At 32.0% G+C, this 16596-nt stretch carries 13 protein-coding genes; 7 read left to right on the plus strand and 6 right to left on the minus strand.

Translation table 11 applies throughout. The features are described from left to right. Positions 1 to 345 precede the first annotated feature (345 nt). The 6 genes from IUY40_RS17380 to IUY40_RS17405 all read right to left on the minus strand — a co-directional run bounded on the left by IUY40_RS17380 (position 346) and on the right by IUY40_RS17405 (position 6797). The gene (locus tag IUY40_RS17380) at positions 346 to 804 is read right to left on the minus strand and encodes an RNA methyltransferase (protein WP_195738132.1); all 459 of its coding nucleotides are present in this window, start codon (positions 802 to 804) and stop codon (positions 346 to 348) included. A 91-nt stretch (positions 805 to 895) separates the two neighbouring features. Next, entirely contained in the window at positions 896 to 1801 is a 906-nt protein-coding gene (locus IUY40_RS17385) for a DMT family transporter (RefSeq protein ID WP_195738133.1), read from the minus strand. An 82-nt stretch (positions 1802 to 1883) separates the two neighbouring features. Then, complete coding sequence (locus tag IUY40_RS17390) at positions 1884 to 2372, minus strand: helix-turn-helix domain-containing protein (protein WP_195738134.1); 489 nt, start codon at positions 2370 to 2372, stop codon at positions 1884 to 1886. Between the two features lie 415 nt (positions 2373 to 2787). Then, a complete protein-coding gene (locus tag IUY40_RS17395) occupies positions 2788 to 3630 on the minus strand; it encodes a GNAT family N-acetyltransferase (protein ID WP_195738135.1) in 843 nt (280 codons plus the stop codon). Positions 3631 to 3794: 164 nt separating this feature from the next. Continuing rightward, entirely contained in the window at positions 3795 to 4748 is a 954-nt protein-coding gene (locus IUY40_RS17400) for a YARHG domain-containing protein (protein WP_195738136.1), read from the minus strand. A gap of 30 nt (positions 4749 to 4778) precedes the next feature. After that, on the minus strand, positions 4779 to 6797 hold the full coding sequence (locus IUY40_RS17405) for a site-specific recombinase (protein ID WP_229335632.1): 2019 nt from the start codon (positions 6795 to 6797) through the stop codon (positions 4779 to 4781). 744 nt (positions 6798 to 7541) lie between these two features. On the opposite strand from IUY40_RS17405, the gene gndA reads away from it, so the two are divergent. The 7 genes from gndA to IUY40_RS17440 all read left to right on the plus strand — a co-directional run bounded on the left by gndA (position 7542) and on the right by IUY40_RS17440 (position 16595). Further along, on the plus strand, positions 7542 to 8948 hold the full coding sequence (gndA, locus tag IUY40_RS17410) for an NADP-dependent phosphogluconate dehydrogenase (protein ID WP_195738138.1): 1407 nt from the start codon (positions 7542 to 7544) through the stop codon (positions 8946 to 8948). A 19-nt stretch (positions 8949 to 8967) separates the two neighbouring features. Then, positions 8968 to 10476, plus strand: coding sequence for a glucose-6-phosphate dehydrogenase (gene zwf / locus IUY40_RS17415; RefSeq protein WP_195738139.1), 1509 nt, complete (start codon positions 8968 to 8970; stop codon positions 10474 to 10476). A 10-nt stretch (positions 10477 to 10486) separates the two neighbouring features. Beyond that, on the plus strand, positions 10487 to 11200 hold the full coding sequence (pgl, locus tag IUY40_RS17420) for a 6-phosphogluconolactonase (protein ID WP_195738140.1): 714 nt from the start codon (positions 10487 to 10489) through the stop codon (positions 11198 to 11200). 734 nt (positions 11201 to 11934) lie between these two features. Then, the gene (locus IUY40_RS17425; RefSeq protein ID WP_229335634.1) at positions 11935 to 12249 is read left to right on the plus strand and encodes a hypothetical protein; all 315 of its coding nucleotides are present in this window, start codon (positions 11935 to 11937) and stop codon (positions 12247 to 12249) included. 452 nt (positions 12250 to 12701) lie between these two features. Beyond that, positions 12702 to 13208: a DUF4625 domain-containing protein gene (locus tag IUY40_RS17430; protein ID WP_195738142.1), complete on the plus strand. Its 507-nt coding sequence runs from the start codon at positions 12702 to 12704 to the stop codon at positions 13206 to 13208. Positions 13209 to 13217: 9 nt separating this feature from the next. Next, positions 13218 to 15650 carry a TonB-dependent receptor gene (locus tag IUY40_RS17435; protein ID WP_229335636.1) on the plus strand — a complete coding sequence of 811 codons (2433 nt, stop codon included), beginning with the start codon at positions 13218 to 13220 and terminating at the stop codon, positions 15648 to 15650. A 27-nt stretch (positions 15651 to 15677) separates the two neighbouring features. Then, positions 15678 to 16595 (plus strand): DUF4625 domain-containing protein, encoded by a 918-nt coding sequence (locus IUY40_RS17440; protein WP_195738143.1) that lies wholly within the window; start codon positions 15678 to 15680, stop codon positions 16593 to 16595. The last annotated feature ends 1 nt before the right edge of the window (position 16596 follow it).

The following is a 16596-nucleotide window of genomic DNA, read 5'->3' on the forward strand; positions in this document are numbered from 1 at the left end:
CATAAAAACTTAATAAAAAAACAAATTAGTAAGATTTTTTATAAAAAAATTAAATATAAAAATTAAAATATGTAAGAATATAGCATTTACTTGGCATGACAGAGAATGTAAATTTTATATTATGGAAATTTATAGTAATATTCTTGACTTGGTAGAGTACTAAACTATTTTCAGCCTATTATGTTAAAGTAAGTAATAATAGCACTTCTGGAGCAACCGATTTAATAGAATTGCCCTTTTCATCTCATTTCAGTTCAGTCTAAGCTAAAAAGTAAGCAAATACAAATTATGAAAAAGCTCCGAAGTAAACAGTCATCGGAGCTTATGGGGTTTTTCGGTTCTGTTTTAAGAACGCGGTTTGGGCAAGTTTCTGTCGTACATGATAATACTTCCCGCCACAGCCACGTTTAAACTTTTTTCTGATTTAAACTTCACTAAATAATGGCATTTATCCATTGCTTTTCTGGATAATCCATGATCTTCTGCTCCTAATAAATAAACACATCGTCTTGGATGCTCAAAGACTTCTAAATCAGTTGCTTTTTCATCTAATTCAACACCAACTAATCGTGCTCCTTTAGGTAAGTTTTCAAAAAAAGCTTCAAAAGTATCATAATGAAAATACGGAATTGCTTTTACTGCATCATGAGTATCACAGGCTTGTTTGGCATATCGATTGCCAATGGTAAATATAAAAGTAGCACCTAAGTTTTGAGCCGTTCGCCACAAAACACCTAAGTTTTCGGGAGTTTTACCATTTTGTATCCCTATCCCAAAATATTCATTTATAAAGTTATCATTCATAAAGGCAAAAGTACAAACTGTACGTACATAAATCAATTTTTTATTGTACAGAAAGCAGTGCCATTATTGATTGAGCATTTAGGCATCTGCACTAACTTTTCAAAAGAGGCCCTTCTTGTTTCTTTTCAGAAAGTGGTTTTTCCTTTTTCAGATTCATGACTATAATTGCTACTATCATGATTAAAATTCCAATAATCTGAACGAAAGTAATATTTTCTCCTAATACCAAATAAGCTGTAAGAACAGCCACTGGCAACTCAACAGTCATTAAAAGTCCGCTTGTTGTTACGCCTACTTTAGGAATGCTTATGGCGAACAAAGCTGGAGGCAGAATGGTTCCAAAAACGGAAAGAAAAAGCCCCCATTTTAATAAATGAAAGTCTAAGTGGGTAGAGAACACTAAAGGCTTGAAGTTTAAAATTAAGATAGAAAGCGCGGAGCCTGTCATAATCCATGCGCTTCTGTTTTGCCAGTTTCCTTCTTTGCCTGTCTTGCTATTGAGTATAATATAAATGGAGTAAATAAGAGAAGCTAATAGTACAAATCCAACCCCTTTTATCGATAAGGAATTACTTTGATTAAAATCGATCCCACTTGCCAGTAGCGTCCCAAAAATAACAACTGCTGTAACTATTAATTCCATTTTAAGCGGTTTCTTTCCATACAAAAGCCATTCTAGTAAAATACCAATCCATGTAAACTGCATAAGCAACACAATAGCAATAGAAGCTGGAATAAACTTTACCGATAAATAATACAGAAAAGTTGTTATACCAATAGCTGCTCCTGTAAATAGTAACCATCCTATTTCTTTAGGCTTTTGACTTTCCTTTTTTGTAAAGAAAACAATTGCCCATAATACAATTGCACCTAAAAGTGCCTGGATAAAAGAAACTTCGGGTGTTGTGTAACCTTGCTTATATGCCAGTTTTACAAATGACGAAAGAATACCAAAACTTGCAGCTCCTACAAGTACCATCAAAACATATCTAACCATATATTATCTCTTAAAATTCCCTTTTATTAGTTTTGAGCCAGCATAACTTGCTGTTTTTGCTATAAACATTCTTATAGTTTGTTTAAATCTTTTTTAAATTATTTAAAGTTCTCTCTTTGTAGCTCTTCTTTCCAATTTTTTCCTCAATCAGCTCTAGATTTTTTAAGAAAAGCTCATTCCCTTCTAGTAACTCTTCCATGGTTAGAATACAGGCTTCCCAACATTTTTCTAATTGTGGCAATGCTAACTCTGCTTTATTTGTTAAATACAACAATTGTTTACGTGAGTCGGTAGTATCTGTTTTAGTTCCTATATAATCTTTCAGTTTCATATTCCTGATAACCTTAACAATTGCTGGATGTGACATTTGTAAACGTTCTGAAATTTCTGTTACTGTGAGTTCCTTATGTTTTTTTAAAAGCAAGAATATAAGGTGCCAGTTTGGCTCAATATCAACTCCTACTGCTTTATAAAAATCTTTAGTACTATATAGTATATTATCAGTAAGTCTCTTTAATCGGCTAGTAAGTCCTACCAATTGTATTTCAATTAAAAAATCGTTTTGTACCATAAATTACGTAACTAGTTACGCAAAAATACAAAAAAACTCGTAACTGGTTACGCTATTTGAAAAATATTATTTGAATACCCTTTTAGAAATACACTGTTTGAAGAAGTGTAGCTCTACAAAGTATTTCATCTTTTAATGATTTAATAGATCTCTCGACATCTAAGTATTTGAGTTATTATAAAGTAAATATGTTTAAAAAAAAATCCAATCTTGTTTAAGTAAACCTGATTGGTCATGAAACACCAAAAGAATTGTGTTTATAATTTAAAGCAAATTATATTTTACTTCAGAAGATAATTTATTCATTTCTCACTTTAAACCTCAACAAATCCTATCTAAAACTGTTAGCTATTTATTAACTGAAATTTTATTCTTTGATTTATTTAAGAACCGACACGAGTTGCACTGAAGAGTCTTATATTTTTCTTTTCATTTCAAACTGTGACACTTTATTTAGGAGCCCCAGATTCTTTAAAAAAGTATTTGTTTCTAGCGAATTGTCATCAACGTTATTCATGAATAATTCTTTAGAATTTACAGCTTCTGACATCGTATTTACTAATTGTGACCCTACTCCTTTACGTCTATGACTACTGGCAACGGCAATTTGTAAAATTCGTCGTGACGTAGGATTATAAACCATATAACCTACGGGTTCATTCTTGATATAGGCTTTCAAAATGTGGCAATGCTCTTTGCTATTATTTAAGCTTTGAATTGTATTTTGCCAAGTAGGTTCTGTAGACCAGAATGAGGTAAAAGTATCCCATTCAAAATCTCTCCATTCTTTAATTTTTATACTATTTTTTTTATCAGTTATTGCAATAGTTCCTCCATAGCAATTAACCGTTCTATGAATTTTATAATTCATTTTTTCATAAGCTCTAATTGCAGCTGTATTGCCTACGATTACTTCTAATACCATTTCAGATACACCTAATACTTTTAATTTTGGGAGTAAATAATCATACATTTTTGCAACTAAGCCTTGTCCGCGGTAATCAGGAATAACTCCTGTTGCAGCATTATAAGCCATCAATTGCCCCTCTAATTTATTTACAGCGTGAAGCATAAAACCAACTAACTTACCAGATGAAAAAACTCCAATTGATAAATCTAATTTTATATTTTCTGCAACAATCTTAGCCTGTAATTGTTCTGAATTAAGTTGTAGTGGTACAATATAATCTGAAAATGACAGATTTAATACATCAACTATAGCATCAATTCCAATTGTTTCTAAAGTATTAAGCTCCATTTTTAAAACTTTTATAACATATTTTTTAAAGAATATGCTGTTTATTATTTTTTTTGTTCAGTCACATACATAAAGTAAAACCAACAATTTCCAAAACTAGATTTTTATCCCATAAATTAAATAGAACAACATCTAGTTTTGAAAAATCTGTTTCATTATGTTTTTTATTCTTGAATGAAAGTCATTTTTTTTGCCATTTTTTTTTGCCATCCGTAAGGCAGAATAGAATGATTGTTCCCTTCTATTAAATTCATCTGTTCTATAATTTTTTCTTGTATTTTTTTTGAAACAGCATAAAAAGCAGCATCTACAGTAAAGTTTCGTTCGCCATCTAAAACTCCATTTTGAATTCGAATTCCGATCTTTTTACCTTTATAATACAGTAAAATTTTTATTCTTCCATCATCATATCCATTATTACCACTAGTTCCATAAATTAGTATTGGTTCTATAATACCATCATTATCAAAGTCTTCCACATAAATATACCGCGTCCAAAACCAAATACTTTCTTCATTTTCAGTTTTAGCATCATTGGTTTCAAAAGTTTTTACCAAACGATTGTTTTCTTTTTTAAAGTTGAATGCTTTAATAGAATTATTTAAAAAATTTCCATTAGCAGCTTCTTTAATTTTATTTTCTGTTAAGACTAAATAATACTCTCCAGTTTTATCTTTATAATTGTAAACCTTCCAGATATCAAATTTTATTCCTAATTCCTTTTTTTTCTCATTCGTAAAAATTTCATTGGTCTTTTCTTCTGAAATTATTATGTATTTACTGTTATTTTCATTCACAAGAAACTCTGAGATCCCATTAATGAGCTGCGATAGAATTGCAATATTTTTAATTTCTATATCCGAATAAACAATACTTTTATTATCCTTTACTGGCTTATACCAACTATACTTCTTGAAAAAATTAGCATATTCAGGATTTGAAAAAACATACCCTTTCCTTGCATAAATTTCATTCTTTAATAATTTCAAAGAATAAAGACCCTCATTTTGTAATTTACTATCGTCAATAAGTTCTACTAAACATTTAGAACAATCTATCTTATTTTGTGCGTTTAACGAAAGTGTTATTAATAGCGTTATATATACATAAAACTTCATCAGAATACTATTTGGTTAATAATTGCAATACTATTGTATTGTATGGTTCTTTGGTGGAAAAAAGAAATGCGAAGGCTTGCTTAAAAAATACCTAAAGACTGCACCTGTTACCTGTTTTAATTCAGAAATCGGAATGTTTCGGGAACGAAATGCAAGCCCAAGTGACAAACTGAAACTAACCAGAAAATTGACCAAACCGATAATACCAATACCTAAAACTGACCAAAAAAACATCCCATGAGTAACATAAAAGTCTGCTCCATATAACCCCATGGCAAAGTTCCCACTAGCAAAAGTGATGTGCCTGATATCAATGTTCAATCCAAAAAATATTCCAATAAAAACGGTACTTCCCATAAAAACACCAAACCAAAAGTTAGAAATAATTCCTGCCCATTTTTTCTCATATAAAGTAGCCAGTTTTTTAGTCATTCTTTTTCCTAAACTCAATTTTAGCAAGGGATGTTCCTGAATGCGGTAATAAATATGGTTATGCTTGTCTCGATTGGCAATACTCCCAGCAATAATTCCAGATAAAAACAGAAAAACTCCAGCTATAGCAGCATGAAAAATTGCTGCAGAATAAATCGGATTCAGATCATTTATTAAAACTGGCCATTTTTCTTTAGCAATATTATAATGAAATACTTTATCAATAATCCAGACACCAAGTAATGAAACTGGAAATGCTATAGTAACGTTCCCTACAAATGCAATAAACTGTGAGCGGAATACTCGTGCAAAAAATATGGCGAACTCTTTATATTTATATTCATTTTTTTCTTGCTCTTTGTGTTTAAAGCCTTCTTGTAAAGCTCTTACCAAAGCAGAAGCCGTCATTGCAGGTTGTTTTGTTGCCAACGTAAATCCAAGGATATAAATTATAATAAATCCTATCGAATAATTCATACTGTATAAGAAAATATGCCCAAACCCACTGGCCTCTACTTTTCCTAATAATAGTTTAATGATACACAGCAAACCTACAATAAAACCTCCTCCAGCTGCTGAATAGAACATTTTATAATATTCCTTACGGCTGTTTGTAATATAATGTTCTCCTGTATTGGCTGTATGCTGTGTTATTTCATAAGATAAAAGCTGTGTACTCTCACTGATTAATTTATCAATATTGTTTTTATCACAATTGTATTTTATCAGTATATAAGAGAGGTAAATCGTATTCTTATCAGCATCTTTCTCTTCTGTCTGTATTAAAAGTGGTAATAATGATTTGAGACGATAAAGTTGCTGACGGATTCGCAACAAGCTTTGATTTACTCGTAATGAAATCCCAAATTTACTACTGTTTTTAAAAGCAGTTTCTATATAATCTGTACATTGTTTGTGTAGGATAATCAATTGTTTATAACCTAGATCATCAGGGTGCATAAAGTTCTTGCTAGATTCGATTAGCTTCTCGCTTATAAGCAATAACTCTCGCTGGAAGGCAAGAAATGGACTTTCATAATTTTCATATTCAGGTACCATCTGGATTACATCCGTTTCCATTGCACACCCACATATACGATAGGTAATAACCTCCATCGCAAAAACTAATTCGGTAAGCGATGAATTCTCTTCACTGGATTCGTAAATAGAGCGAAATTGTAATAAAGAGTACAACTCCCTTATTTGCTCCTCTGGTATTTTTTTAATCCAAAGCGGATCAGTCTTAACAAAGAATACCTGATTTAGTATAAATTGCAGTGTATCTTTTTCAGGTTGTTCAGGAATTAATTTAGCAAATAGTCGCCTACGTACTTCATAAAAGAAATTTGCATTCTGTAGAATACCCGCATCAGAAAGGATCTTATTAAATTTCTTCTTTTCTAAATGAGCATTAACACAGTTCGTCAGCCCATCACGATAATTTTGATTTTCCTTAAGCAGATAAATCAATTCTGATAAATCTACAACTGTAGTTTTTTTTATTTTTTTTGGACGAACCAAGTTTACCAGTTCTACCAGTAACTCTACACTTCCTTTGTTATATTCCCATAACTTTTGGTCTTTAAAGTTTTCATCAAAATAGCGTTTTAAGGTCATTTTTGGTTTTCTCCTCAATCTCAATCTCATTCTAATCAAATTTAATTATTACGAATCTTCTTTTATCAAATACAAAAAAATTGCTCGTTCTTGTAATGCAATATACTATCTAAAAACTATACTCTTTTTATTTTTTTCATAAAGAATGTTTACCATACATTATTTAGATAGAGTTTTAATTCCATTTCCATTTGTAATCTTGCCTCTGGCGAATCAAAAAACAAAATATTATTTGTCTTTTTTAATTCTTTTTTAGGTACCAAATTAAATTATAAATAACTAAAATTAAATATCTTACAACTACTATAACATTTTAATAATCTCATAGCATCTTATATAATTAAAAGTGAATTTTAGTTTAAAATAAGTTTATAAACTTAAAATCCTACTAGGTTTAAGAAACCAAAAAAAATTAATTTTAATTAATATAAACTATATAAGTAACATCTAAATAACGGTTCTCAAATAATAATACTATTACATCTTCATCTTTTTCAGTTTTTAAAAGTGCTAACAAAAAGTGCTATTCTTAAATTCGATAGAGTCAATACAATAGATCAGCTAGTTTATTATATAGTATTCCAACCTTTTTATTTAACTTAGCGCTACCGATTTTAAACAATAAAAAACTGTTATTAAAATAAAAATCGGGATTTTAAATGCATTAAAAAAAAGCTGTACTACTCATTATTTCAATGCATTGCGAATAGAAACTTACTAATAATTTAGTTAATTTTAAAAATTATGAACACATTTGATTTTGGCATTGTCGGACTCGGCGTAATGGGTCGTAACCTACTTTTAAACATTGCCAGCCATAAATTTGCAGCAGCAGGTTTAGATTTAGATACAGAAAAAGTCAACTCTTTACAACAGGAGGCTGATTCAGAGCATACATTAGAAGCAACAACTGACGTTAAACATTTTGTAGAACTTATCAAACGTCCAAGAGCAATTATGCTTTTGGTACCAGCTGGTAAACCTGTCGATAGTGCTATTCAAAGCCTTTTGCCGCATCTGGATGAAGGAGATATTATAATAGATGGCGGCAATACTTACTTTACTGATACTGATAGACGCTTCCTTGAATTATCTACTAAAGGGATTCATTTCTTTGGCATGGGAATTTCTGGAGGAGAACAAGGAGCTCGATTTGGTCCTAGTATGATGCCGGGAGGGGATAAAAAAGCTTACGAGAGACTCCGTCCTATTTTTGAAGCTATAGCTGCTAAAGTAGATGGTGAACCATGTGTAGAATATTTAGGAAATGGATCTGCGGGTAACTATGTAAAAATGGTTCACAACGGAATTGAATACGGAATAATGCAGCTTATTTCTGAAATTTATGACCTAATGAAACGCGGTTATAATTTGGATGAAGATACGATAGAAAAAACTTTTGAAGAGTGGAATAAAACTGATCTTAAGTCATTCTTAATCGAAATTACAGCTGCTATACTTAAAGTAAAAGAGCCAAATGGAGTGAGATTAATCAATCTGATATCTGATTGGGCAAAATCTAAAGGAACAGGAAAATGGACTTCTCAAAATGCTATGGATCTGCAAGTACCTGTTCCTACCATTGATGCTGCTGTAGTAATGCGTGATATGTCTAAAAGTAAACCTGAAAGAATTGAGGCTGCTACTAAATTAGTTTGGAACGACAAACAAACAACTACAAATGTACCCGAAGCTATTAGTGCGCTAAAAGATTCATTATTCTTTTCTATCCTAATTACTTATGCTCAAGGACTGGCTCAGCTTAGAACTGCTTCTAAGGAATATAACTATGAACTAAATTTAGAAACTGTTACAAAAATATGGCGTGGAGGTTGTATCATCCGTGCTGATGTTCTTGAAGATTTTAGAAAAGCATTTGCTAAAGATGCCAATCTGCCAAATATACTTTTAGATTCTGATATTGCAGCTAAATTCAATGAAACTCAAGCTGGTATTAGAAAAGTTATTCAATTTGCTGTTCAAAAAGGATTGCCTGTAGCTGGGCTTATGAACTCGTTAGCCTATTTTGATGCTTACAGATCTGAAAATCTTCCAACAAACCTAATTCAGGCACAGCGCGATTATTTTGGAGCACATACCTACGAACGTACTGATCTACCAGGCACTTTTCATACCCAATGGAATGATTAAGAAACTTTAAGTGAAAACAATGAATAATGTTAAAAATACTGATCCAACTATAATTGTTATTTTTGGATCATCTGGTGACTTAGCAAAAAGAAAACTTTTTCCAGCATTTCAAAATCTATACCTCGATGGTCGCATGCCTGAAAAATTTCAGATTATCGCATTAGGAAGAGCTGAAAAAAGCAACGAAGAATTTCGCAGTTATGTAATCGAAAACTTAAATAGTTTTTCGAGAAAAGCAGCACTTTCTAGCGAAGAAACTGAAAAATTTATTTCTCATATAACTTATTTGAGACATGATATTGATAAAGAAGAATCATACCAAGAATTAGATTCGAAGTTAAATAGTATTGATCGGACTTTTGGTGTACGTGCCAATAGACTTTTCTATCTTTCTATAGCTCCTTCATTTATAGCTACAATCTCTGGTAACATGAAAAAGTTGCGTCTAGCTGCCAATGCCAAACAGGATCGTATCATTATCGAAAAACCTTTCGGTTACGATAAAAGCTCTGCGATTGAACTTAATGAAATGCTATCACAAACTTTTAACGAAGAACAAATTTACCGTATTGACCATTATCTAGGCAAAGAAACTGTTCAGAATATCCTTGCGTTTCGTTTTGGAAATTCTATGTTTGAACCCTTATGGAGCCGCAACTTCATTGATTTTGTTCAGATTACTGTAGCAGAAGAAGTGGGTGTTGAAGAACGCGGTGGTTTTTATGAAGGAGTGGGTGCTTTAAAAGATATGATACAGAATCATTTGCTACAAATTTTATGTATGACTGCTATGGAAGCTCCTGCTTCATTAGGAGCTGATGACATACGAAACCGTAAGGCTGATGTGCTAAAATCGATTCGACGCATAAAACCAGATGAAGTTAATCATTACACCGTTAGAGGTCAATATGATGAAGGTTTAATAAAAGGCAAGCTTGTTCCTTCCTACCGAAATGATAAAGGAATAGCTCCCGATTCGAATACCGAAACTTATGTGGCAATGAAAATTTATCTTGATAACTGGAGATGGCAAGGGGTTCCTTTTTATTTGCGTACAGGAAAAAGAATGCAAGAAAAGCAATCTTCTATTATCATTCAGTTTAAACCTGTACCCCATTCCTCCTTTTCATATGATAATCAAGGAATGACTCCTAACAGGCTTATCATAAATATTCAACCTGCAATGGATATTAAGTTACAGTTTATGACTAAAAAACCAGGCTTATCTCTTTCTTTACAACCTGCAGAAATGATTTTTGATTATTTTCAATGTTCTACAATGTCACCAGAGGCCTATGAAACACTACTCTCTGATGCGTTGGCAGGAGATCCTACCCTATTTATGCGTTGGGATCAGGTTGAACAAGCATGGGATGCAATTGATACAATTCAGGAAGTATGGAAAAATAATGCACCTACTGATTTTCCTAATTATAAAGCTGGTAGCTGGGGACCCGAAGCTGCAGACGAATTACTTGCTCGTCAAGGACACGCTTGGGTTGCTAACACTCAAAATATTGTGAAATAAAAAATTTAAAATGATACAGATATATAATACTATAGAAGCTATAAATAATAAGGCTGCTGACCTTTTTGTAGCAGCTGCAAAAAAAGCAATACTCGAAAAAGGGAGGTTTACAGCCGTACTTACTGGAGGTTCGTCACCAGCAGGAATATACAAACTATTAGCTTCTCCGGAATACAAAACAAAGATAGACTGGAATAAAGTTTATATTTTTTGGGGTGATGAGCGCTGGGTACCTCTTGATGACGATCTCAGTAATGCAAAAATGTCTTTTGATACCCTTTTAAGTCATGTACCCATCCCTGAGAACAATGTATTCCCAATGTACAAAGATGGGGTTTCACCCGAAGATTATGCTGTTGAATATGAGCAATCTATCAGAACTGTTTTAGGTACTAACGGAAAATTTGATCTTATTTTTCTAGGTCTTGGAGACGACGGTCATACCGCTTCTCTTTTCCCAGGTGAAGCAGTACTTCAAGAGCAAACAAAATGGGTAGCTGCCTACCGATTAGAATCACAAAATATGCATCGTATTACTTTAACTGCTCCTTTAATAAATAAAGCAGAGAAGATAATCGTAGTTGCATTTGGTCAAAAAAAGACTCATGCTCTGAAAGAAGTATTATACGGAGATTATAACCCTAATACCTACCCAATGCAGTTGATTAAACCTGTTTCAGGAGAATTATTGTTTTTAGTAGACAATAGTGCAGCAGGAATATAACCAAGATGTAACCGAAGCTATTTTAGCTGTTTCGCAAAAAAACTAAAATTATATTTTTAAAATTAGATACTATATTTTTAAAAATTCCTTCATAAAAAAAGGGTAGTTCAGTTGAACTGCCCTTTTTATTTATTGCTAATTGGGTATTCATAAACTTAGAAATTCCTAGTTTTACAAAAAATATTTATACTATTCATTCACTTAATTTACACCTAATTATATACTTTTATTTGAATATTTAATTTAACTTTATTTAGAGTGTCATTTATGAAGTTTTCAAAACCAAAATCACTATAAAGTACTGTACCTTTTATTTATTAAAAAATTTTACTGACTGCAAATTTAACAACAGTTTCCTTTACCTTTTGAAGCAATTATAAGTATATGTAATATACATATCAAGAATTATTTTTTGAAAAATGCTGTTATTTTACTGATTATTTTCTTGTTGCTACAAAAGAAGACAAATCACTTTATCAATCTTTAGAGCAGAAAATTTATAGCCTTTATACATCTGTTGCAATTCTCAATTAAAATGAAAGAACAAAAATAGATTGCTCTTATTTATTTTTAATGAAACAATGTTGCATTTGTAAATAAGATTTCTATATTTGCAACAACATTGCATTAAGGAAAAAAGATTAAAACTAGAAATAATCTATTTGTTTTTATCTAAGCTCTAACAATATTGATTCATTAGAATGAAAAAGAAATTTAAAATTATTAATCTTCTTATGCCGCTGATAGTAGTATTCGCAATACTATTTCCAGTAATCCATTCTTATGAACATACTCAAAGTCATGATGTAAGACATAAAAGTACACTGCACTTAAATTCTGCTAAAACTGAACTTATAACACACAATCATTCTTCTGAAGAATGTGCTATTTGTCATTTTAAATTCACTCCTGTAAGTACATTTACTTTCATATCTTTTGAGTTTTATAAAAAGTGTAGCATAACCACATCTGTTTCTTTTTATTTAAAATCTTATTCCTCTTTCTTTAAAGGATCCTTATTTGCTCTTCGAGCTCCTCCAACAATTTAAAGTAAAATCTATTAGCAATTTGCCTCTCGGCATTATCAATTTTAAAAAAGCTTATTTGAGCTTATTTAGTACAAAACCAATCATACTCATAGGTCGCTATAAGCAACCAGCTTATAGATCTCGCGTTTATTAAATTCTTGTAAAAACTAACTCAATAAGTTATATAAGTTCCTATAAACAAAATGTTTATAAAACTTATATTTTCTTAAATGTCTTATAAGATTTCAAATAGTTTTATAGAACTAAGAAGATAAAAGCTGACTTTGATTTCGTTTACTAAAAATTCAAGATTTTACTACTACTTAATTACTATTCCTAAAAAACAATGCTTATTTCATAGAAAATTATGCTATGAATATGCTCTTGTATACTCCTTTTTAAGTTGGCAATGCGCTCAACTAAGTCATTTCAAAAAGCGTATTTCTAAACCTGTAACCAAAAATTAATATATTATGAACAGAGTAAAACTAAAACAAGATAAAACTAAAACTGCAAGATTTATGCTGGCAACATTTGCAATAGCTAGTCTATTTACTGCTTGTAGCAATAGTGATGACAACAAAATTGATACTGAATATCCAGTAATAGACATTTCGGCTGCAAATGCATTCCCAATTCAATGTAGCGAAGCAATTCGTGGACAAAAATTTATATTCAGAGCAAAGTTTACCGACAATTCGGCATTAGGATCATATAGCTTGGATATACATCATAATTTCGACCATCATAACCATAGTACTGAAGTAAATAATTGTACTCCCGAAGCGGTAAAAAAACCAGTAAAACCATTGCTTTACATCAATTCTGTAACTATTCCAGAAGGATTAAAAAGTTACGAAGCAACTCAGGAAATCAACATTCCTACAGATATAGATCCTGGAGATTATCATTTCCTTATTCGCTTAACCGATAAAGAAGGTTGGCAGACGATTAAAGGTTTAAGCATCAAAATTAAATAAGTGATTTTGATGAACAAATATAAATCAAATCGATTACGGATTATCTATCTGTTGTTGTTTTGCGTAGTTATTTTTACGAAAGTATCAGCGCAAACAACCAACATATCTGGTAAAATATTTTCTAATAATCATAAACCATTAGAAGGTGCGACTGTAACGATTTATCCCTCTTTTGCAACCACAATCACGAATAAAGAAGGCGCTTTTTACTTTAATCAAATTCCTTTAAACTCAAAGAAGCTTATTATTCGTTATTCAGGTTATATCCCATCTGAAATTAAACTTTTTTTGGATAAAAATCCAAATGCACAACCAGATATTCTTTTACATCCAGAAATTAAAGAATTACAAGAAGTTATAATAAAAGATAATTATGCAACACGCCTCAACAAAAAAGAATCGCTTAGCATAGATGTAGTGACTAGTAGTTTTATCCAGCGCAATCTTGGTGGCAGCTTGATGCAATCATTACAAAGATTACCTGGTGTAAAAACCATCTCAATTGGATCTGGCGGGTCAAAACCTCTAATTAGAGGATTAAGTTTTAATCAGGTTATTGTTGTAGAAAATGGTATTAAACATGAAGGGCAACAATGGGGTGCTGATCACGGACTCGAAATTGACCAATATGCTGTAAATCGTGTAGAAATAATCAAAGGACCATCCTCATTTATCTATGGATCAGATGCTATTGGCGGTGCTATTAATATAAAACCTTTACCATTTCCTGCCAAACACGTTTTGGGAGGAAGTGCTATCCTCACTGGTAAAACCAATAACGAACAATACGGGAGTTCTATCAATTTATTTGGGCGCAATGACAATTGGTTTTTTGATACCCGAATGACAACAATGGATTACGGAGACTATCGTGTTCCTACTGATGTTGTTCATGTGTATAATTATGCTGTCCCGTTGTATAAAAATCACTTGCGAAATACTGCAGGACGTGAACTAGATTTACATGCTAGCGTTGGATATATAAACTCCAAGTTTAAATCTGTTTTATATACCAGTAATATATATAATAAAACTGGTTTTTTTGCCAATGCTCACGGTCTTGAACCTCGAAATGTAGATCTTGAGCTTCATGATAAATCAAGCAGAGACATACAAATGCCTCATCAGGAAGTAAACCATACCAAAATAAGTAATACTACTTCTTTTCAATTAGGCGAACATCGATTGGAAACTCAATTGGGTTTTCAGAAAAATTTCCGTCGCGAGCGAAGTCATTATGTTAATCATGGTTTTATGCCACCAATATATCCTGACGATATGTATGCCCCTCAGGATCTTGAACGTCAATACGACAAAGAAGTATTTTCGGTAGCTATAAAAGATGAGTTTGCACTAGGTGAACACAAATTTACAGTGGGATTAAATACCGAAGTACAACGAAATAAAATTGGTGGTTGGAGTTTCTTGATTCCTGCTTTTACACAAATTAATATGGGTGCATTTGCCTACGATAAATTACAGCTAAACGAAAAATGGCTACTTCATGCAGCAGTACGATTGGACCGTGGCAAAATCAAAACAAAACAATATACAGATTGGTTTGAAAGTGAAGTAACTACTAATGGGGAAACAAATTTTGAATACTTACAACGTTCGGAAGAACTTACACGAACATTTAGAAGCTTTACCTGGTCGGCTGGAGTAAATTATAATCTGGAAAAATTTTCTTTGAAAGCCAATGCCGGAACTAGTTTTAGGATGCCAATTGCCAAAGAACTAGCTTCAAACGGCGTAAATTATCATTATTTTAGATTCGAAAAAGGAAATCCAAGCTTAGCTGCTGAACAATCCTATCAGTTAGATCTTGGATTAGAATGGCAGGAGAATAAATGGTCTGTACAACTAAGTCCTTTTTTTAATTATTTTCCGAATTACATCTATCTCAACCCTACTTCGCAACATGATATTTATTACGGAGCAGGCAATCAGGTTTTTGAATATTCACAAAGTAAAGTCATGCGATATGGAGGTGAATTACAAACTCGTTATCAATTCTTAAAAGATTTAAGTGGTGAAATTCTCGTAGAATATCTTTATTCGGAACAACTATCGGGTAGCAAAAAAGGCTATACCCTACCCTTTTCTCCTCCTGCATCAGTTTTATTCGGTTTAACTTATAGTCCAGAAATCAAAAATCTAAGAGATACGTATTTCTCACTTGATTTTCGATATACAGCTAAACAAAATCTAATTGTACCTCCTGAAAAGAAAACAGCCAGCAGTACTATTTTCAACCTAGCATTGGGAACAAAAGTAAGAGCAGGACAACAGGATTTAGCTATTTCCTTGCAAGTTCAAAACTTGTTTAATACAAAATACCTCAATCACACCAGCTTTTACAGGCTAATTGAACTTCCTGAGGCTAGCAGAAATATTATTGTATCCCTTAAAATTCCTTTTTTAATTCTTAAACAAAAATAATATAAACTCTTTTAAACAAAAACCCTTATGAAAAAAACAAATTTGTTCCCCTTGTTCTTACTATTTGTTAGCGCATTTACTGCGTGTAACAATGACGACGATAATCCCCCTAAAGCTGCAAAACCAACCATGACGAATCTAGAAATAGGCTCTGCTAATAATAAGCAAGGTATCATTGGTCGTGATTTTCACTTTAATGCAGATGTTACCGCTGGTTATAAAATTGCAGCTGTACAACTTAAAATACTTCCTAAAAAAGGAGAGAAATATGCTAAAGATTGGAAATTAGAACTAAGTTGGGCTGAATATGTTGGTACTAAAAACACAACTGTCCATAAACACTTTAATATTCCTAAAGAAGCTCCTGAAGGTAAATATGACTTTTACTTTATAGTATTGGATAGCAATGGTTCTAAGTTAGAGATTAAAGAAGATATAACGATTGTCGATGCTGCTAATTTACCTACCGATCCATTAATTGGTAGAGATATGATTTCTCGTAACGAAACTTTAATTTATCATATGGGAACTTGGGTAGAACCTGAACTGATCTTCAAAAAAAATGATGAACTAACAGCTCATGCACAGATAAGCCAAATTAAAGGCGATGGAATATTGTATTCTGTACTAATTAAAAAAAGTGCTAATTATCATCCTGAGAGTATTGATAATCTTGATTTTAAAAAAGTAATCATCATTTCAAAAGTCGAGCATAAAGGCCTTGGACCTGGATCAAAAATTACAACAATACAAAAAACAAATGATGTTTGGGGTGGTGAAAAAATTGTTATAGGTGCCTTAAACGATGAAAACAAGCCGAACCCAAACCCAATTACTGGCGCAAAAGCCTGGGAATCTGGAGTATATAATTGGGTGGTTTTGTATAAAAATACCACCTACAATCTCACTGTATATAAATCAATGTCTATTACCATTAAATACTAAT

The sequence above is a fragment of the Flavobacterium sp. ALJ2 genome (assembly GCF_015594725.1).
Taxonomy (GTDB): domain Bacteria; phylum Bacteroidota; class Bacteroidia; order Flavobacteriales; family Flavobacteriaceae; genus Flavobacterium.